This window comes from Streptomyces griseiscabiei (assembly GCF_020010925.1).
Lineage (GTDB): Bacteria > Actinomycetota > Actinomycetes > Streptomycetales > Streptomycetaceae > Streptomyces > Streptomyces griseiscabiei.
The window spans coordinates 1,482,352-1,501,319 of record NZ_JAGJBZ010000002.1; the positions used below are offsets into that span (position 1 = coordinate 1,482,352).

The window sequence follows — 18,968 nt, forward strand, 5'->3', positions numbered from 1 at the left end:
GCTTTCCTGACCCCGGACGACGGCGCGACCATGACCCAGGCACCGACACCCACCGCGGACAGCGTCCGCCGGCTGGTCCGTACCCTGCTGAAGAACGGGGAGGGCCGGCCCGGCGGCAAGGGCGGCGACGGCCCCGACGTGACGCCCGTCGCCGGGGACGACACGCACGGCAGCTGGTGGGTCGGCACCCGCCATGTGCTGCGCCTCGCGACCGACCGGCACGCCGTCGGACGGCAGCGCCGCGAGGTGAGGCTGCGGGACCTGGTCCGGCCGCACATCGGTGTCGCGGTCCCGGTGAGCGTCGCGCACGGCGAATGGTCCGGGGGCCTCACCTACACGCTCGACACACGGCTGCCGGGCGGGACGGCGGAGGACCACGAGGTGTCCGCCGTGGGCGAGGCCGATCTGGCGGCGCTGCTCACCGGGTTGCGCGAGGTGCCGCCGCGGCAGGCCGAGGCGCTCGGGGTGCCGCGGCTCGCCCCGCGCTCGCTGGAGGCACTGCGGGCGGCGGCGGGGCGGGCGGCACGGCTGCTGGCCGAGGCCGACGAGTTCGACACGGGGCGGCTCGGGCAGCTGCCCGCCGCGAACGCGGCGCAGCTGACGGCACCGGGGGCCGTGCTGGTGCACCACGGGCTCACCGGGGACCGCCTGGTGCTGAGCGCGGACGGCCGGGTGCGGGGGGTTCTGGACTGGGCCGACGCGGCGCTCGGGGATCCCGCCGAGGACATCGCGGGCCTCGCCACGGCCGTGGGCTCCCCGGCCGCCGTCCGCGCGGCGACCCTCGCGGGGTACGGGGCCCGGCCCTGTCTGCGCGGGTTGTGGCTGGCCCGCTGCGACACGGTGATCGCTCTCGCGGAGGGGGTGCGGGGGCGGGCCGGTGCGCCCCTCCCCGTCCTGCGCCACCGGTTGCGTCGTGGGTGGGAGCCGATTCTGCTGGAGAGGGTGACGGATCTGCGGGGTGAGGACTGAGGAGGGGCGCCTCATGGCTCGGGGGTACGCGTAGCAGGGCGACTGCGGGCCGTGCGTGGCTGATCGCGCAGTTCCCCGCGCCCCTTAGGAGCCTGCGGCCCAAGGGGCTTGCGGCTCCTCGTCGGATCATGTCACCGTCAGGACCACGCACGACTCCCCGCCCAGCGTCAGCACCCCGTCCGCCCCCGGCGCCTCCACCGGCTCCCAGGACGCCAGTACCCGCGCGTGCGGCACCCCCACCGGGATCGTCGCCGTCTCCTTGCCCAGGTTCACCGCCACCCGGACGTCGCCCCGCCGGAAGCCGAACCACCGGGCCTCCTCGTCGTAGGCGACCTTGACGTCGGACAGGTCGGGGTCGGAGAGGTCGGGGAAGGTGCGCCGGAGGGTGATGAGCGCGCGGTACCAGGCCAGCATCCGGGCGTGCGGCTCACGGGCCGGCTCGGACCAGTCGAGGCAGGAGCGGTCGCGGGTCGCCGGGTCCTGCGGGTCGGGGACGTCCTCCTCGGCCCAGCCGTGCGCCGCGAACTCCCGGCGCCGCCCCCGCCGTACGGCCTCCGCCAGCTCCGGATCGGTGTGGTCGGTGAAGAACTGCCAGGGCGTGGACGCGGCCCACTCCTCGCCCATGAAGAGCATCGGGGTGAACGGCCCGGCGAGCGTCAGCGTGGCCGCGCACGCCAGCAGACCGGGGGAGAGGGTCGCGGCGAGCCGGTCGCCCTGGGCGCGGTTGCCGACCTGGTCGTGGGTCTGGGTGTAGCCCAGCAGCCGGTGCGCGGAGACGCTCGTACGGTCCAGGGGCCGGCCGTGGCGGCGCTCCCGGAAGGACGAGTACGTGCCGTCGTGGAACCAGCCGCCGGTCAGGGTCTTCGCCAGCCCCGCGAGACCGGCCCGCGCGAAGTCCTCGTAGTAGCCCTGGGACTCGCCGGTCAGCGTGGTGTGCAGGGCGTGGTGGAAGTCGTCGTTCCACTGGGCGTGCAGCCCCAGGCCGCCCCGCGTGCGGGGGGTGACCAGGCGCGGGTCGTTGAGGTCCGACTCGGCGATCAGGAACAGCGGCCGGTCCACCTCCCCGGCGAGCGCGTCGACCGCCGCCGACAGCTCCTCCAGGAAGTGCCGTGCGCGGGTGTCCCTGAGCGCGTGCACCGCGTCCAGCCGCAGCCCGTCGAGACGGTAGTCCCGCAGCCAGGCGAGCGCGCTGTCCCGGAAGTACGCCCGCACCTCGTCCGAGCCGGGCGCGTCCAGATTGACCGCCGCGCCCCACGGCGTGTGGTGCCGCTCGGTGAAGTACGGGCCGAACACGGGCAGGTAGTTGCCCGACGGGCCCAGATGGTTGTGCACCACGTCCAGCACGACCCCGAGGCCCAGCCCGTGCGCCGTGTCCACGAACCGCTTCAGCGCCTCGGGACCGCCGTACGGCTCGTGCACGGCCCACAGGGAGACTCCCTCGTAGCCCCAGCCGTGCGTCCCCGGGAACGGGCACAGCGGCATCAACTCGACGTGGGTGACGCCCAGTTCGACGAGATGGGCGAGGCGTCCGGCCGCCGCGTCCAGGGTGCCCTCGGGGGTGTACGTGCCCACGTGCAGCTCGTACAGCACCGCGCCCGGCAGCCCGCGCCCGGACCACTCGGCCCGCCACGCGTACCGCCCGTGGTCGACGACGGCGCTCGGCCCGTCGGGGCCGTCCGGCTGGCGGCGGGAGCGCGGATCGGGCCGTACCGGGCCGTCGTCGACGGCGAAGCCGTAGCGGGTGCCGTCCGACGCCTTTGCCTCGACGGTCCACCACCCCGGCCGCTCCGGATCGCGCTCCATGGCGTGCACGGCGCCCTCGCGGTGGAGAGCCAAACGGTCGGCCTGCGGTGCCCACACCTCGAACTGCACGGAACGGTTCTCCCTCGGCTGCCGGTGGTGGTCCTGGGTAGTCAGGGGTCGGCGGCCGAAGAGGGCGAGTCCCCTCTCGCCACCGAAGTCCATCGTGCGGCAAACGAGATCGCCGCGTGCTCGGATCGCCGCTTTTGCCCGCGCGCGTCGCATCCCCCGGCGGGCGTGTTCGCGCATGTTCCGGCATGTCCGGGGATGGTCACCGTTCGCGGCCTGTCTGGACACCTCATGTCCCCCTGACCGACAATCACCAGCGTGACGTCGTCCTTCGAGTTCCACACTTACCCCGCGCGGCTGTCGGACGCCGAGCGCGACCGCGCGCTGAGGGCGCTCCGTGACGGCGTCGCGCTGGGCCGCCTGTCCCACGACACGTTCATCCGGCGGATGGAGCTGGCGCTCACCGCCCGCCGCTCCGACGAACTCGCCGCGCTCACCGCCGACCTGCCCGCCGAGAAGCGCTGGTCCCGGCTGGTGCTCGGCACCGTCGGCGCGGTCTCCGGCTTCGGTGTGAAGCTGCGCCGGGCCTGGCAGTCCGAGCGGCTTCCCAAGCTCCAGCTGCCGCACCCGGCGAGCGGCCACGCCCTGCGCATAGGCCGGGACCCGGGCAGCGGGCTGCGGCTCAGCCACGAGACGGTCTCCCGGGTGCACGCCGAGCTGAGCCGGCAGGGCGGCCTGTGGATCCTGCGCGACCTCGGCTCCACCAACGGCACCACCGTCAACGGCCGCCGGGTGATCGGCGCGGCCGTCGTCCGCGACGGGGACCAGGTGAGTTTCGGCCGTATGACGTTCCGGCTCTCCTCGGAGTGACCGCCCGGCCGACCCCACCGCAAAGCTCTGGCCTGGGATTTACGCAGCGAGTTTCTCAACTGGCTGTCCCCTCCAAGGTGTTGACGTGCGTTCTCGGCCATGACTGACTGTGCCTACACCATGCACACCAGGTGAACCGAAGGCATCACAGACGGCGCCGACAGACGGCATCACACGCGTGCGGACGCGTGCCCGATTCGTGGAGGTGTGTGCCCTGCCGCCACTCCTCCGCTATCCGTCCGTGGACGAACTGTCCGCCCGCGCCGCGGCCCTCGTCGCCCGGCATCCGCACCGCTCCCGACTGCGCCGCGTGGGCACCTCACGGGCGGGCACACCGCTGTGGCTGCTCTCCGTCGGACACGGCACCCGCCACACCCTGATCGTCGCCGGCCCGCACGCCAACGAGCCCGTGGGCGGCGCCACCGTCCTCCGGCTCGCCGAACGGGCCCTGGCCGACCCCCGGTTGAGCGACGCCGCCGACATCACCTGGAACCTGCTGCTGAGCCTCGACCCCGACGGCTCCCGCCGCAACGAGGGCTGGCTGTCCGGCCCCTACACCCTCGGCCACCACTTCCGGCACTTCTTCCGCCCCGGCTTCCTGGAACAGCCCGAGTGGCTGCCCGACGGCGCCGCCGGGGCCGTCCTGCCCGAGACCCGCGCCCTCCTCGACCTCCAGGACGAACTGCGGCCCCTCTTCCAGTGCTCGCTGCACGGCGTCGACGTCGGCGGCGGCTTCGTCGAGCTCACCCGTGAACTGCCGGGCCTCGCCGAACGCGTCGCCCACACCGCCGCCCGCCTCGGCATCCCGCGCGAGCTGAGCCCGTACGACACCCTGTACTGGCCGCGCCTCGGCCCCGCCGTCTACCGCATCCCGCCCCCGCGCCGGGGCGACCTGGCCGCCGCCATCACCGAGGCCGCCGTCGAGTCCACCTGGTACCACCCGCACCGCTACGGCACGGTCACCGCCGTCGTCGAGGCACCCATGTGGGGCGTGACCGCCGTCGAGGACCCCTCCCCGCCGCCCGACGCCGACGCCGTACTGCGCCGCGTCAGCCACGCCCTGCGCCGCGACACCCGGCTCCTGGCGGACCTCCTCGCCCGGGTCCGGCCCTCGGTGAGCGGCGGCCCGGACGCGGCCCGGCTCCTCGCCCCGGTCGACGACTATTTACTGGTCGGGCCGGGCCTCGCCGACTCCTGGGACCCCGACGTCCACGACGGCGCCGCCCGGCCGCTGCCCCCGCTCGACACATCCCGCCTCACCACCCTCGCCCTCTCCGGCCGCCGGGTCGCCCTGCGCACCGCCGGACTGCTGCACCAGCTGGTCACCCGCGCCGGACGCGACCCGGCCGACGCGCTGCCCGAGCTGGACCGGCTCATCGACGGGTGGTGCGCCGAGTACCGCGACGGCTACGGGGCACGCTGGATCCCCGTCGCCCGCCAGGCCGAGTACCAGACCCGTGTGGTCCTCGCCGCCTTCGCACTGACGGCCGGACTTCCCCGCGCGGGTGGCTCCCGTTCGGGTGACCCGGAATGGAGTTCCGGGCCCGTCGTGCCGATGCACCGGGAATGACGACCCCGACCCGCACGGCACGCGCCGCCCTCCTCGCCGCCCTCGCCCTCCTCACCGTCGGCGCCTCGGCCCCCGCCGGGACCACCGCCGTCCAGGGCGACTGGCTCTACGTCTCCCTCGCCCGAGCCGGTGTCCAGGCCCCCGGCGCCCAGGCCGCCGACCCCCGCACCTCCGACACCCGAGGCACCCTGCTTCTCTGCGACCCGCCCCAGGGCCACGGCCACGCCGCCCAGGCCTGCGCCGAACTCCGCCGCACCGAGGGCGACATCACCCGCATCCCCCACCGCGACGCCATCTGCACCGAGATCTACGCCCCGATCCGGGCCACCGCGGAAGGCCAGTGGAACGGCCGGACGATCACCTACGAGCAGACCTTCGCGAACGCGTGCGTGATGGCGGCGAGAACAGGCTCGGTGTTCGCCCTGTCGAGTTAGGGCGCGCCCCAATGGGGCGCGGGGCTGTGTCCATATGCGGCTCCGCCGCGTGGGCGCGACCAACCCCAACGCACCCGCACACGCCCAACAACCCTATGAGGCACCCCAATAGGCGCCCTCAGTCAACATGCCGCGCACACTCCGCCGCCGCCACCACCGTCCGCACCTGATGCTCGACCTGGTCGGCCACCGGCACCCACCGCGCCCGAAACCGCTCACCGAACGACTCGCACCACTCCGCCACCAGCTCCTCCAGAAAGGGCGCCCCCGGCGCCCCCGCGTCCACCAGGGCCCGCCGCAGCATCGCGGCGGCCCGCAACGGCAGCCGCCGCCCGAACGCGTCCACACTGCCCACGTACGCCGCCGACAGATCCGGCGGCGGCCCGTCCGTCCAGTCCCGCGCCAGCCCCGGCGCCAGTGCCAGCGCCCACCGGGCCGCCCGCAGCAACGGACCGTCGGGCCCCGGCAGCCGGGGCAGCGCCTCGGCGAGCACCCGCTCCACCCGGCCCGCGTCCGTGACCAGCCGCCGCGCCAGATACCGCAGGGCCGCCGCGGGCGCCGGGTGCGGGGCCGTGTCGTCCACCAGGTCGCCGGCCCACATCGGCACCTCGACGACCGCCGTCAGACCGCCGTACCGATGGGCGTGGTACCAGGTGCTGTGCCGGGCGTCGTCCGGCATGCTCGGATACGCCGTATGGGCGCCCGGCCCGGGCATCACGAACACCCCGGGTCCCGACACCGGCCAGCCGGCGGCGTCGGACGCACCCCGCTCCACCGGTATGCCCAGCTCGGCCGCGGACTTGGCGAACGGCTCGGCGAGCCCCGGCACATCCCTGGTCAACTGCACCCAGCTGCCGCCGAGATCGGTGCCGTGCAGGGTCACCTGGAGGTAGGGCCGCAGCTCGTCCAGCACCCCGAGGAGGGCGTGCGTCTCGGGCGGCAGCCGGTCGTGCGGCAGCACCGAGGGCGACCACTCCGGCTGCTCGGGGCCGGCCGGCCGGAAGAACCCCAGGTGGTAGTCGAGGAGGGTGCGCGGCGCGGAGGTGGTGTGCAGGCTCGCCCCGTCCGGGTCCGCGCAGAGCACGAAGTGCCAGGAGACACCGGACCGCAACTCCCGCTCACGCAGCACCCGTTCGGCCAGCGCGAGCACCGTGGAGCCACCGGTCGGCTCGTTGGCGTGGGCGCCCGCGACGACCAGCACGGCACGTCTCGCATGGCCCACGGACAGCAGCCGCAGCGGCCGGCCCGCCCGCGACACCCCGATCCGCCGCAGGGCGCACAGCCCGGGCCGGCGCACCGTCAGCATCCGTGCGGCCGACTCCAGCTCGGCCACCGTGGGATAACCGGAACGACCGGAACGGTCGAGATAACCGAGTTCCGACAGCAGACCCACCCCCGTCCCGTCCGCCTGGCACCAGAATCCGCACACCCGGCGGAACCGAGTGGGTGGATATGTCCAGTGTCCGTCCGTACAAGGGGCGGCTCCCAGGGGCGCCCAGGAGCATTCACCGTCACCCGGTACGGGAGCCACCGCTCCCCGGCGGCCATCTCGCGTTCACCCGCCGACCCGCTCCAGCAGCGCGACAGGCAGGGACGCGAACAGCTCCGCCACCCGCACCTCACCCGTGAACTCCCGTTCCCCGCCGATCACTTCGGCCCACCGCCCCGCCGGCAGCGTCAGCCGGGTGTCCCCCCAGCCCCCGGCCTCCGCCAGCCGCAGCGACAGCCGTGTCACGGCGGTCACCACCTCCCCGGACCGGGCGAAGGCCACACAGTGCCCGGCGGCGGGTCCGGTCGCCGGCAGCGGCGCGTAGGTCGCCGCCTCCCCGAACACCTCGGGCCGCCGCCCGCGCAGCCGAAGCGCGGCCGAGGTGAGCCGGACCTTGTCGGACTCCCTGTCCTCTCCCTCCAGCGGAGCGAAGGACCGCCGGTTGTCGGGGTCCACCAGCGCCCGGTACTCGCCCTCCGTCCCCTGGTAGACGTCCGGCACCCCCGGCATGGTCAGCTGCACCAGCGCCGCGCCGAGGCTGTTGGCCCGCGCGTACGGCTCCAGCTCCTCCCGCAGCGCGGCCACCCGGGAGTCCACGGCGGGCCCCCGGGCCACGAAGTCCGCCACCGCGCGCTCGTACGCCGGGTTCTGCTCGGTCCAGGAGGTGTGCAGCCCGGCCTCGCGCACATGCTTCAGCAGGGCGCCCTGAAGCCGCTCCTCGAACCGTTGCCCGGACTGTTCCCCGAACCCCTCCCCGCCGGGTTCGCCGCCCCGCTCGTCGTCCGCCCGGCCGAGCCCGAACGCCGTCTGCCAGGCGGCCCACGCCAGCTGCGGATCGGGCACGCCCGCACCGTCCCGCGTCACCTCCGCCAGCAGGTCGGCCCACCGCCCCGGGCACTGCGCGAGCACCGCGACCGCCGCCCGTACGTCCGCGCTGCGCTTGGTGTCGTGCGTCGACAGCACGGTCCCGGTGGCCGGCCAGTCACGCTGCACCCGGGCACAGTAGGCGTGGAAGTCCTCCGCCGACACCGCCGGGCGGCCCGGATCGCCGCCCACCTCGTTCGCCGACACCAACGGCACATAGCGGTAGAACGCCGTGTCCTCCACCGACTTCGCCCGCAGCGCCGACGAGGTCTGCGCGAACCGCGCCCGGAACTCCGCGTGCTCCGGTCCGTCCCCCGCCCGGCCCAGCACCAGATCCCGTACGGCGTCCACCGACCGGGCCTCCTCCGGCACCACGAACACCGCGCGCGCCTCGGCCGCCGCCTCCTCGGTGACGACGAGGGAGGCGTCCTCGGAGGTGTACGGCCGGTACACCTCCATCCGCGCGAGCAGCTCGCACAGCGCGGTGCGCAGCGCCCACGGCGCCTGGTCGCGCAGGGAGAGATCGGAGGAGCGCTCGCACAACCGGTGCGCCACCCGCGTGAGCCGTTCCACCTCCGCGACCAGTTCGTGCGTGAGCACCCGGTACGCGGCCCGCCGTACGGTCGGCTCCCACTCGCCGCCCCGGTCGGCCTGCGCGGCCGTGAACCGCCGGTACCGCCCCAGCAGCTCACCGGCCCCCGCCGGATCGGTGAACAGCCCGTCCACCTGCCGCAGCGCGTCATAGCCGGTGGTCCCCGCGACCGGCCAGGCGGCGGGCAGCTCCTCCCCGTCCGCGAGGATCTTCTCGACGACGGTCCACCGCCCCCCGGTCGCCTCGTGCAGCCGCCGCAGATAGGCGTCGGGGTCGGCGAGCCCGTCGGGATGGTCGACCCGCAGCCCGTCGACGACCCCCTCCGCCAGCAGCTCAAGGATCTTCGCGTGGGTCGCGTCGAAGACCTCCGGCACTTCGACCCGCACCCCGATCAGCTCCGAGATGCTGAAGAACCGCCGGTAGTTCAGCTCGGTGCGGGCCAGCCGCCACCACACGGGCCGGTACCACTGCGCGTCCAGCAGCTGCGGCAACGGCAGCTTCTCGGTGCCCTCCCGCAGCGGGAACACATGGTCGTAGTAGCGCAGCTCCCGCCCGTCCACCACGAACTGCTCGATCTCCGCGCCCAGCGGCCCCCCGAGCACCGGCAGCAGCATCCGCCCGCCCCGCGCCTCCCAGTCGACGTCGAACCACCGCGCGTACGCCGACTCCGGCCCCTCCCGCAACACCTCCCACAGCGCCCGGTTGTACCGGGGCGCCATGGCCATGTGGTTCGGCACGATGTCCAGCACGAGCCCGAGCCCATGGGCGCGCGCGGTCCGGGCCAGCGCCCGCAGCCCCGCCTCACCCCCCAGCTCCTCCCGCACCCGCCCGTGATCGACCACGTCGTACCCGTGCGCCGACCCCGGCACGGCTTCCAGCACGGGGGAGAGGTGCAGATGCGACACCCCGAGCGAGGCGACGTACGGCACGGCGTCCGACGCGGCGGCGAAGGGGAAGTCGGGCTGAAGCTGAATCCGGTACGTGGAGGCAGGCACGACAGAGGTCATGCAGACCTACGTACCCGCTGGGCAGGTTTTCGTGCGACTTGACACGCAAGGGCAAGGACAGCGCCCTGAAGGGGCGCGGGGAACTGCGCGACCAGCCACAAACAACCCGCACCCCGCAACGAACAGTCACCCCGTACGGCGAACCCCGCAATCACATCTACGCAGGCCTCCGGAACACCACCAGACTCCGGTCCACCAACCGCACCCTCTCCCCGGCCGCCACCTTCACCCCGTCCACCGGCACCGCGTCCTCCCGCCCCGTATCCACCACCATCTGCCACTGCGGCCCATGATTCACCGGCACCACGAACTCCAGCTCCCCCGCCGACGCGTTGACCATCAACAGGAACGAGTCGTCGGAGATCCGCTCGCCGCGCGCCCCCGGCTCGGAGATCGCGTTCCCGTTCAGGAACACGCTCAGCGCCCCCGCCTGCGAGGAGTCCCAGTCCCGCTGCACCATCTCCCGTCCCTCGGGCGTGAACCAGGCGATGTCCGACAGCTCGTCGTGCGTCCCCTCCACCGGCCGCCCGTGGAAGAACCGCCGCCGCCGGAAGACCGGATGCTCCTTCCGCAGCCGCACCATCGCCCGGGTGAACTCCAGCAGATCCCCGTACGGCGCGTCCTCGTCCCCGTCCTCCCCGGAGGGCCACGGCACCCAGGACACCTCGTTGTCCTGGCAGTACGCGTTGTTGTTGCCGCCCTGGGAGCGCGCGAACTCGTCCCCGTGGCTGAGCATCGGCACCCCCTGCGACAGCATCAGCGTCGCGACGAGGTTGCGCATCTGCCGCACCCGCAGCGCCGTGATCCCGGGGTCGTCGGTCTCGCCCTCGGCCCCGCAGTTCCAGGACCGGTTGTGGCTCTCCCCGTCCCGGTTGTCCTCGCCGTTGGCCGCGTTGTGCTTCTCGTTGTAGGAGACGAGGTCCCGCATCGTGAACCCGTCGTGGCAGGTCACGAAGTTGATGGAGGCCAGCGGGCGCCGCCCGTCGTCCTGGTACAGATCGGACGAGCCGGTCAGCCGGGACGCGAACTCCGCGAGCGTGCGTGGCTCGCCCCGCCACAGGTCCCGCACCGTGTCCCGGTACTTGCCGTTCCACTCGGTCCACAGCGGGGGGAAGTTCCCCACCTGGTAGCCGCCCTCGCCGACGTCCCAGGGCTCGGCGATCAGCTTGACCTGGGAGACCACGGGGTCCTGCTGGACGAGGTCGAAGAACGACGACAGCCGGTCCACCTCGTGGAACTGCCGGGCCAGGGTCGCGGCGAGATCGAAGCGGAACCCGTCGACATGCATCTCGGTGACCCAGTACCGCAGCGAGTCCATGATCAGCTGCAGCACGTGCGGGGACCGCATCAGCAGCGAGTTCCCCGTGCCCGTGGTGTCCATGTAGTAGCGGGGGTCGTCCGTGAGCCGGTAGTACGAGGAGTTGTCGAGGCCCTTGAAGGAGAGGGTCGGACCCAGGTGGTTGCCCTCGGCGGTGTGGTTGTAGACCACGTCGAGGATGACCTCGATCCCCGCCTCGTGCAGTGCCCGGACCGCCGACTTGAACTCCAGCACCTGCTGCCCGCGGTCGCCCCAGGAGGCGTACGCGTTGTGCGGGGCGAAGAAGCCGATGGTGTTGTAGCCCCAGTAGTTGCCGAGGCCCATGTCGGCCAGCCGGTGGTCGTTCACGAACTGGTGTACGGGCATCAGCTCCAGCGCCGTGACGCCCAGCTCGGTCAGGTGCTCGATGATCGCCGGGTGGGCGAGCGCGGCGTACGTCCCGCGCAGTTCCTCGGGCAGCCCCGGGTGCCGCATGGTGAGGCCCTTGACATGGGCCTCGTAGATCACCGTGTGGTGGTACTCGGTACGGGGCCGCCGGTCGTCGCCCCAGTCGAAGTACGGGTTGACCACGACCGAGGTCATCATGTGCGGGGCGGAGTCCAGGTCGTTGCGCTCCTCCGGCGCCCCGAAGTGGTAGCCGTACACCTCCTCCCCCCACTTGACCGAGCCGCTGATCGCACGCGCGTACGGGTCGAGGAGCAGCTTCGCGGAGTTGCAGCGCAGCCCGCGCTCCGGCGCGTACGGGCCGTGCACACGGAAGCCGTACCGCTGCCCCGGCATCACACCGGGCAGGTACGCGTGCCGCACGAACGCGTCCGTCTCGCGCAGTTCCACCGCCGTCTCGGAGCCGTCGTCGTCCAGCAGACACAGCTCGACTCGGTGCGCGGCCTCCGAGAAGACCGCGAAGTTGGTACCGGCGCCGTCGTACGTGGCGCCGAGCGGATACGCCTGTCCAGGCCAGACCTGCATGGATACGACTCTTCCAGTTGTCGCGCGCCGCCGGGGCCACTCCGGGGGGAGTCTCCCCCAAACTGACGGAACCTCCTAGGACATACGTCTCTCCTGCCCGGCGGTGTGCGCGTCGTGACGCTCCGGGGGCGGCCGATTTCGGCTCCCGGCCGGCCGACCGGCCGGCCGGTGGCTATGAATCAGCTCACTCCCGGCGCGGTGACGCGTGGGAACGGCCAAGTCACGGGCGGTAGTTGGGAAACGACCTGTCCATCCGGCTGTATCGTCACCCGCTACCGGAGTACCCTTCCTTGATCGTTGAGTAGGGGTGGGTTCGGGGGAGCGGAAGGCGGTGCGTGGGTGGGCTCGGGAGGGCTGGAGCTGCCTCCTGGTGACGCGGGCGACACGGGTCACGAGGGGAACTCCACAGATGTCCCACCCGGCGCGGTGTCCCTGGCGCGGCCGATGGAGAGGGGCTCCATCGGCCCGGAACTGGACTGGAACGCCGACGCCTGGCTCGAAGTGCGTACGCGCGCCCAGCGGGCCGGCCGCGCCTACATCTGGCTGAACCTCGTCGAGCAGCGGCTGCGCGCCGTGGTGGCCGCCGTGCTGCGCCCCATCTACGAGCCCGTCCACGGCGACGACTGGGTGGTGGCCGCCGCCGGGCCCGCCGGACAGGAGTGGGTGCAGCGGGCCGTCGCGGTCCGCGAGGTCAGCCGCCGCAAGGGCTATCTGCTCGACCCCGCCGACGACAACGTGCTCAGCTTCCTCACCCTGCCGCAGCTGCGCGAGCTGATGGTGCAGCACTGGCCCTGCTTCGAGCCGTACGTCGACGAGCGGCGCGACGTGGAACTGGCGCTGGACGAGCTGGAGGTCACCCGGAACGTCGTCTCCCGCAACCGCGCCCTCTCCGAGGCCGTCCTCGCCCAGGCGGAGCGCGCCTCGGCGAAGCTGCTGGAGATCCTGGGCGCGGGCAGCGACGTGCCCTCCGCGCGCCGGCTGCCCGTCGACGCCGTCGAGGACCTGGTCGGCGAGCGGTACGCGGACGTCGTCGGCGTCCACCCCGACCGGGTGCGGCTGCTGCGGCAGTTCCCCGCCGAGGACCTGTTCGGCGGCGCCCGCCGCCTCGACGCCATCGGCATAGGCCTGAACCTCCTCGTGCAGAACTTCTCCGGGCGGCGGCTGGTCCGGCTCGCCGAGGGCGGCAGCCGGGTCCGGCTGCTCTTCCTCAACCCGGCGTCCAGCGCGGTCAAGCGACGTGAGCGCGAACTGGGCATAAAACGAGGTGAGTTGAGCCGTGCCGTGGAGATGAACATCCTTCATATGCGCCGGGTCCGCTCCCGGCTGCGCGACCCCGGCGCCTTCGAGATCCAGGTCTTCGACGAGACCCCCCGCTTCACCGCCTACCTCGTGGACGGCGACGGCACGGACGGTGTCGCGGTCGTCCAGACCTATCTGCGGCGCACCCGGGGCATGGAGGCACCCGTCCTCGTCCTGCGCGGCGGCAACCGGGTCCTCAAGGCGCACGAGAACGGCGAAGTCGGACTTTTCGATACCTATCGCGAGGAGTTCGAAGTGGCGTGGGCGGACTCCCGGCCGGTGTCGTGAGCGCCTGTCCAGGGGCCGGGCGGAGCGCGGTCCTCGGATTGTCAGTGGCCCATGCGATGGTGGTGGTCACTGGGGGAAAGCACCACCAAGAAGGGGGGCCAGCATGGGTTGGCACCGGCAGCTGCTGATCGGCTTCGACCTGGAGACCACCGGGACGGACCCGCGCGAGGCGCGGATCGTCACGGGCGCGGTGATCGAGGTCAGGGACGGGGAGCCGGTCGGACACCGGGAATGGCTCGCCGACCCGGGCATGGAGATCCCGGCGGAGGCGGTGGCGGTGCACGGCATCACCAACGCCCGCGCCACGGCCGAGGGCAGACCGGCCGACCAGGTCGCCGACGCCATCGCCGACGTCCTCGTCTCCTACTGGAAGACGGGCGTCCCGGTCGTGGCGTACAACGCGGCCTTCGACCTGACCCTGCTCTCCGCCGAGCTGCGCCGGTACGCCCTGCCGTCCCTGCGCGACCGCCTCGGCGGCCAGGACCCGGCGCCGGTCGTCGACCCGTACACGATCGACCGCTCCGTGGACCGCTACCGCCGGGGCAAGCGCAATCTGGAAGCGGTCTGCGGGGAGTACGGCGTGCCGCTGGACGCCGCGCACGACGCGTCCGCCGACGCCCTGGCCGCCGCCCGGCTCGCCCGCGCGATAGCCGAGCGCCACCCGAAGGTCGCCGCCCTCGGCCCGGCCGAGCTGCATCTGCGTCAGATCGAGTGGTACGCGCAGTGGGCCGCCGACTTCCAGGCGTTCCTGCGCCGCAAGGGCGACCCCGAAGCGGCCGTCGACGCGACCTGGCCGCTGCGCGAACTGGAGGACGAAACGGTATGACCGCGACAGTGGTCACCCTGCGCGAAGTACGCGACAGCGACTTGCCGTTGTTCTGGCGGCACTGGTCCGATCCCGAGGCACAGCGGATGGCCGCCTTCACCGGGGCGTACCAGTACGACAGGGAGCTCTTCGACAGCCACTGGGCGAAGCTCCGCGCCGACCCCGAGGTGCTGAACCGCACGGTGGTCGCCGACGGCGAGGTCGTCGGCTCGATCGCGGTCTTCGGCCCAGCGGACGAACGCGAGATCACCTACTGGATCGACCGCGCCCACTGGGGCCGCCACATCGCCACGGCCGCCCTCACCGCCCTGCTCGACCTCGTGCCCACCCGGCCCCTGCACGCCTACGCGGCCGCGGACAACACCGGCTCGATCCGGGTCCTGCAGAAGTGCGGCTTCGTCGTCACCGGCCACGACCGGGGCTTTGCCCGGGCCCGCGACGCCGAGACCGACGAAGTGGTGCTCATACTCCGGGCAGCCTGAGCCGGTACCGCGCGGATCAGAACGGATACCAGCGGACCGTCTCGTCCCCGTCGCGCAGTGAGGCGACCCGCCGTTCGAACTCGGCCAGGGCCTTGGGGTTGCTCGGCGCGTGCTGGGCGACCCAGGCACAGCTGGCCGTCTCCCGGGCGCCCCGCAGCACGGAGCAGCCCTCCCACTCCCGCACGTCCCAGCCGTAGGCGTCCGTGAAGGCCTCGTACTCCTCGGTCGGCAGGCCGTAGCGGTCGTGGGAGAGGGCCATGACGACCAGGTCGTGTTCGCGGAGGTCGCCGGAGAAGGTCTCCAGGTCGACGAGGACCGGACCGCCGGGCCCGATGTGGACGTTGCGGGGGAGGGCGTCGCCGTGCACGGCACCCGGCGGCAGATGCGGGACGAGGGCCGCCGAGGCCGCCGCGAACCCGTCGCGGCGCGCACGGAGATACGCCGCGTCCGCCGGGTCGATCGCGTCCCCGGCGAGCCGTAGCCAGCGTTCCACCCCGCCGAGCAGTTCACGGCGGGGCAGTGCGAAGTCGGGCGCGGGCAGGGCGTGGACCAGCCGTAGGAGTTCGGCCACATCACGGGCGCCGGCCGGGCGTACGGAGTCGGGCAGACGGTGCCACACCGTCACCGGGTGCCCCTCGACGAGCAGGGCCTCCGGCCCGGCGGCCCGCACCGCGGGGACGTCCGCCTCGGCGAGCCAGCCCGCGACGGTCAGCTCGCGGCGGGCCCGGTCGAGGAGTCCGGCGTCACGGCCCACCTTGACCACCAGGTCACCGGCGGCGAACACCGCGTTCTCGCCCAGCGCGAGCAGCCGCGCCTCCCCGGCCGCGGTGGGCAGCACACCGGCCGCGGCCAGTACCTCCCGGGCCCGTGTCTCGTCCATCCTTCGCCTCCGTGTCCGTACGGCTGACGCTCCCCCCGGGCTGCGGCGGGGCATCAGGTTCACGCCATCCGCCGGACAGTCTCGCATTCGCACAGGTCGGGCCCTGTGCGCGGTGCCTTGACGCCCTGTCATGGCCTCAGCACCATGACGGGCATGACCTTGGCGACCGCGAAGCCGCGACGCCCGCGACCGGCCAAGCGGCGCACCCCGGCCGGCGGCCGGGACCGGCGTCCGATCGACCACGGGGCCTGGTTCCTCGTCCTGCCCGCGCTGATCCCCATCCTGGTGCTGAGCGTCGGCCCGCTGCTCTACGGGATCGCGCTGGCGTTCACTGACGCGCAGTCCGGCCGCACCGAGCCGACCCGCTGGATCGGCACCCTCAACTTCCAGGACCTGCTGCACGACACCCTGTTCTGGGAGTCGTTCCGCATCGGCCTGCTCTGGGCGGTCGGCGTCACCGTCCCGCAGTTCCTGCTCGCCCTCGGCCTCGCGCTGCTCCTCGACCAGCCCCTGCGGCTGCGCTGGCTGGCTCGGGCGCTCGCGATCATCCCCTGGGCCATGCCCGAGGTGGTCGTCGGCATCATGTGGCGGCTCGTCTACAACCCCGACGCGGGCATCCTCAACGAGACGATCCGCGACCTCGGCCTCGGCGACGGCCGCGACTGGCTGAGCGGACTGGCCACCGCCCTGCCCGCCGTCGTCGTGGTCGGCGTCTGGGCGGGCATGCCCCAGACCACCGTCGCCCTGCTGGCCGGCCTGCAGAACACCCCGCGCGAACTGCACGAGGCCGCCGCGATGGACGGCGCGGGCGCCTGGCGCCGCTTCCGCACGGTCACCTGGCCCGCCCTCAGACCCATCGCCCTCGCGATCACCGCCCTCAACCTGATCTGGAACTTCAACTCCTTCGCCCTGGTCTATGTCCTGACCAACGGCGGCCCCGGCGGCCGCACCCGCCTGCCGATGCTCTTCGCGTACGAGGAGGCCTTCCGCTACGGGCAGTTCGGGTACGCGGCGGCGATGGGCTGTGTGATGGTCGCCGGGATCTCGATCGCCCTGGCGTTCGTCCTGGTGGGCCGACTGCGGCGGGGTGAGGACGCATGAGGAGTAGCAGAGCGGCGCGCACCGGCCAGTACCTGGCCCTCCTCGCCTATCTCGTCTTCCTCGCATTCCCGTTCCTCTGGCTGGTCTCCACCGCCTTCAAACCGGCTCGCGAGCTGGGCAGCCTCCACCCGACCTGGATCCCGAGGGACCCGACCCTCGCCAACTTCCGCCAGGCCTTCGACGAACAACCCCTGCTCCAGGCCGCGTTCAACTCGCTCGTCGCCGCCCTCGGCGCGGCCGTCGTCGCCGTACTGATCGCGACCCCGATGGCGTACGTCATGGCCCGGTACCGCACCACGCTCTCGCGGATGGCGACCGGGTGGGTGGTGGTCAGCCAGGCGTTCCCGTTCGTGCTGGTGATCATCCCGCTCTTCCTGGTGCTGAAGAACCTCCGGCTGATCAACTCCGTGCCCGGACTGGTCATGGTGTACGTGGTGTGGGCGCTGCCGTTCGCGCTGTGGATGCTGGTCGGCTACGTCCGGGCCGTGCCCACCGAGCTGGAGGAGGCGGCGGCGGTCGACGGGGCGGGGAAGCTGCGGACGCTGGTGTCGGTGACGGCGCCGCTGCTGGCACCCGGCATCGTGGCGACGGCGCTGTTCGCGTTCATCACGGCGTGGAACGAGTTCTTCTTCGCGCTGGTGCTCCTCAAGACCCCGGAGAAACAGACCCTGCCGGTCGTCCTCACCCACTTCATCGGCGCGGAGGGCGTGGCCGACCTCGGCCCGCTGGCGGCGGCGGCCTTCCTCGCCACGCTCCCGTCCCTGGTCGTCTTCGCGGTCATCCAGAAACGGATCACGGGCGGCATGCTCGCCGGGGCGGTGAAGAGCTGATGCGCACACGAGGGCTCGTCGCGGCCTTGCTGCTGTGCCTGCTGGCCGCCGGCTGCACCGGCGGCGAGGGCACCTCCGACGACGGCCGGGTGACCCTCCGCTTCCAGTCCCTGGCCTGGCAGGAGGAGTCCGTCGCCGTCAACAAGGAGCTGGTGAAGGAGTGGAACGCCACCCACCCGGGCGTCCGGGTCGAGTACGTCCAGGGGAGCTGGGACAGCGTCCACGACCAGCTGCTCACCTCCTTCGAGGGCGGTGAGGCGCCCGACATCATCCACGACGCCTCCGACGACCTCGCGGACTTCGCCTACGGCGGCTACCTCGCCGATCTGCGCGAGCTGCTGCCCGAGCGGCTCAAGTCGGACATCCCGCGGCGCAGTTGGGAGACGACGACGTTCGGGGACGGGATCTACGGCGTGCCGTTCCTCCAGGAGCCGCGGGTGCTGATCGCCAACGCGACGTGGCTGCGGGAGTCGGGCGTACGTGTTCCGACCCCTGCGGACCCGTGGACCTGGGCGGAGTTCAGGGGCGTCACGAAGGAGCTGAGCGGGGACGGCCGGTACGGGGTCGCCTGGCCGCTCAAGGACCCGGTGTCGGCCACGCTCAACCTGTCCCTCTCGGCCGGCGGACAGCTCTTCCACCGGGACGCGGACGGCAAGGTCGAGGTCCGCTTCGGGGCGGCCGACGCGGTCGTCCCGAAGACCGTGCACGACCAGGTGAACTCCGACGGGAGCGCGCCCCGCACCACGCTCGGCATGGGCGGCTCCGACACCCTGCCCGGCTTCTTCGGCGGCAAGTACGCGATGGTCCCGCTCGGCTTCTCGTACCGCCAGCAGATCGTGCAGCAGGCGCCGAAGGGCTTCGACTGGCAGGTGCTGCCCGCCCCGGCCGGCCCGGACGGGCTCACCCAGGGCGTCAGTCCGCAGACCCTCTCGATCGCCGAGGACAGCGCCCACAAGGCGGACGCCGCCGCGTTCATCGACTTCTTCCTCCGCCCCGACAACATGGTCCGCCTGGCCCTGGGGGACTGGATGCTCCCGACCGGCACGGAGGCCCTCCGGGACCCCGCCCTCCACACGACCGAGCACGACTGGGCCACCGGCACGGCCCTCGCCACCCACCTCCGCTCCGCGCCCGCGCAGTCCGTACGCGGCTACCCGGAATGGAAGGACAAGGTCGCCACGCCCGCGTACCAGGAGTACTACAGCGGGGCGATCGGTCTCGGTGAGCTGCGGGACCGTCTGGAGGACGACGGGAATCTGGTGCTGGCCCGGTATCAGCGCTGAGGTGGCGAGCGTTTTGGGGTGCGTTGTCGGGTGCGGCTCCGGTGGGGCTTCTCGCGCAGTTCCCCGCGCCCCTGAAAAGCAGGGGCTG

General features: G+C 72.9%; 15 protein-coding genes. 10 read left to right on the plus strand and 5 right to left on the minus strand.

Features of this window, described 5'->3' with window-relative positions:
* Window positions 1-30: 30 nt before the first annotated feature.
* Complete coding sequence (locus J8M51_RS23980; RefSeq protein WP_267299460.1) at window positions 31-969, plus strand: aminoglycoside phosphotransferase family protein; 939 nt, start codon at window positions 31-33, stop codon at window positions 967-969.
* 126 nt (window positions 970-1,095) lie between these two features.
* Here J8M51_RS23980 and treZ read toward each other — a convergent pair whose 3' ends face one another.
* Complete coding sequence (gene treZ, locus J8M51_RS23985) at window positions 1,096-2,841, minus strand: malto-oligosyltrehalose trehalohydrolase (RefSeq protein ID WP_086762104.1); 1,746 nt, start codon at window positions 2,839-2,841, stop codon at window positions 1,096-1,098.
* A gap of 255 nt (window positions 2,842-3,096) precedes the next feature.
* Here treZ and J8M51_RS23990 point away from each other — a divergent pair, with 255 nt between their 5' ends.
* The 3 genes from J8M51_RS23990 (at window position 3,097) to J8M51_RS24000 (ending at window position 5,652) form a co-directional block, all read left to right on the plus strand.
* Window positions 3,097-3,648 carry a DUF1707 and FHA domain-containing protein gene (locus J8M51_RS23990; protein WP_086762100.1) on the plus strand — a complete coding sequence of 184 codons (552 nt, stop codon included), beginning with the start codon at window positions 3,097-3,099 and terminating at the stop codon, window positions 3,646-3,648.
* Window positions 3,649-3,847: 199 nt separating this feature from the next.
* Window positions 3,848-5,218, plus strand: coding sequence for a M14 family zinc carboxypeptidase (locus J8M51_RS23995; protein ID WP_086762098.1), 1,371 nt, complete (start codon window positions 3,848-3,850; stop codon window positions 5,216-5,218).
* The gene (locus J8M51_RS24000; RefSeq protein ID WP_086762096.1) at window positions 5,215-5,652 is read left to right on the plus strand and encodes an SSI family serine proteinase inhibitor; all 438 of its coding nucleotides are present in this window, start codon (window positions 5,215-5,217) and stop codon (window positions 5,650-5,652) included. The genes J8M51_RS23995 and J8M51_RS24000 overlap by 4 nt, the downstream gene beginning before the upstream one ends.
* A gap of 118 nt (window positions 5,653-5,770) precedes the next feature.
* Here J8M51_RS24000 and J8M51_RS24005 read toward each other — a convergent pair whose 3' ends face one another.
* The 3 genes from J8M51_RS24005 to glgX form a co-directional block, all read right to left on the minus strand.
* Window positions 5,771-7,045: a M14 family zinc carboxypeptidase gene (locus tag J8M51_RS24005; RefSeq protein WP_398856748.1), complete on the minus strand. Its 1,275-nt coding sequence runs from the start codon at window positions 7,043-7,045 to the stop codon at window positions 5,771-5,773.
* Window positions 7,046-7,207: 162 nt separating this feature from the next.
* Complete coding sequence (gene treY / locus J8M51_RS24010) at window positions 7,208-9,604, minus strand: malto-oligosyltrehalose synthase (protein WP_267299461.1); 2,397 nt, start codon at window positions 9,602-9,604, stop codon at window positions 7,208-7,210.
* 157 nt (window positions 9,605-9,761) lie between these two features.
* Window positions 9,762-11,891 carry a glycogen debranching protein GlgX gene (glgX, locus tag J8M51_RS24015; protein ID WP_216589474.1) on the minus strand — a complete coding sequence of 710 codons (2,130 nt, stop codon included), beginning with the start codon at window positions 11,889-11,891 and terminating at the stop codon, window positions 9,762-9,764.
* Between the two features lie 339 nt (window positions 11,892-12,230).
* Between glgX and J8M51_RS24020 the strand changes: the two genes are divergently transcribed.
* The 3 genes from J8M51_RS24020 (at window position 12,231) to J8M51_RS24030 (ending at window position 14,786) form a co-directional block, all read left to right on the plus strand.
* Window positions 12,231-13,478 (plus strand): SAV2148 family HEPN domain-containing protein, encoded by a 1,248-nt coding sequence (locus J8M51_RS24020; protein WP_086759382.1) that lies wholly within the window; start codon window positions 12,231-12,233, stop codon window positions 13,476-13,478.
* Window positions 13,479-13,581: 103 nt separating this feature from the next.
* Window positions 13,582-14,304, plus strand: coding sequence for a 3'-5' exonuclease (locus J8M51_RS24025; protein WP_086759383.1), 723 nt, complete (start codon window positions 13,582-13,584; stop codon window positions 14,302-14,304).
* Entirely contained in the window at window positions 14,301-14,786 is a 486-nt protein-coding gene (locus J8M51_RS24030) for a GNAT family N-acetyltransferase (protein ID WP_086759385.1), read from the plus strand. The genes J8M51_RS24025 and J8M51_RS24030 overlap by 4 nt, the downstream gene beginning before the upstream one ends.
* A 16-nt stretch (window positions 14,787-14,802) precedes the next feature.
* Here the strand turns inward: J8M51_RS24030 and J8M51_RS24035 are convergent, their stop codons facing one another.
* Complete coding sequence (locus tag J8M51_RS24035; protein WP_267299462.1) at window positions 14,803-15,666, minus strand: phosphotransferase enzyme family protein; 864 nt, start codon at window positions 15,664-15,666, stop codon at window positions 14,803-14,805.
* 153 nt (window positions 15,667-15,819) lie between these two features.
* Between J8M51_RS24035 and J8M51_RS24040 the strand changes: the two genes are divergently transcribed.
* Genes J8M51_RS24040 through J8M51_RS24050 form a run of 3 tightly spaced genes read left to right on the plus strand, consistent with a single transcriptional unit; the run spans window position 15,820 to window position 18,880 of the window.
* Window positions 15,820-16,767, plus strand: a complete 948-nt coding sequence (locus J8M51_RS24040) for a carbohydrate ABC transporter permease (RefSeq protein WP_086759840.1) — start codon at window positions 15,820-15,822, stop codon at window positions 16,765-16,767.
* Window positions 16,764-17,597, plus strand: a complete 834-nt coding sequence (locus J8M51_RS24045; RefSeq protein ID WP_086759842.1) for a carbohydrate ABC transporter permease — start codon at window positions 16,764-16,766, stop codon at window positions 17,595-17,597. The genes J8M51_RS24040 and J8M51_RS24045 overlap by 4 nt, the downstream gene beginning before the upstream one ends.
* Window positions 17,597-18,880 (plus strand): ABC transporter substrate-binding protein, encoded by a 1,284-nt coding sequence (locus tag J8M51_RS24050; RefSeq protein ID WP_086759845.1) that lies wholly within the window; start codon window positions 17,597-17,599, stop codon window positions 18,878-18,880. The genes J8M51_RS24045 and J8M51_RS24050 overlap by 1 nt, the downstream gene beginning before the upstream one ends.
* The last annotated feature ends 88 nt before the right edge of the window (window positions 18,881-18,968 follow it).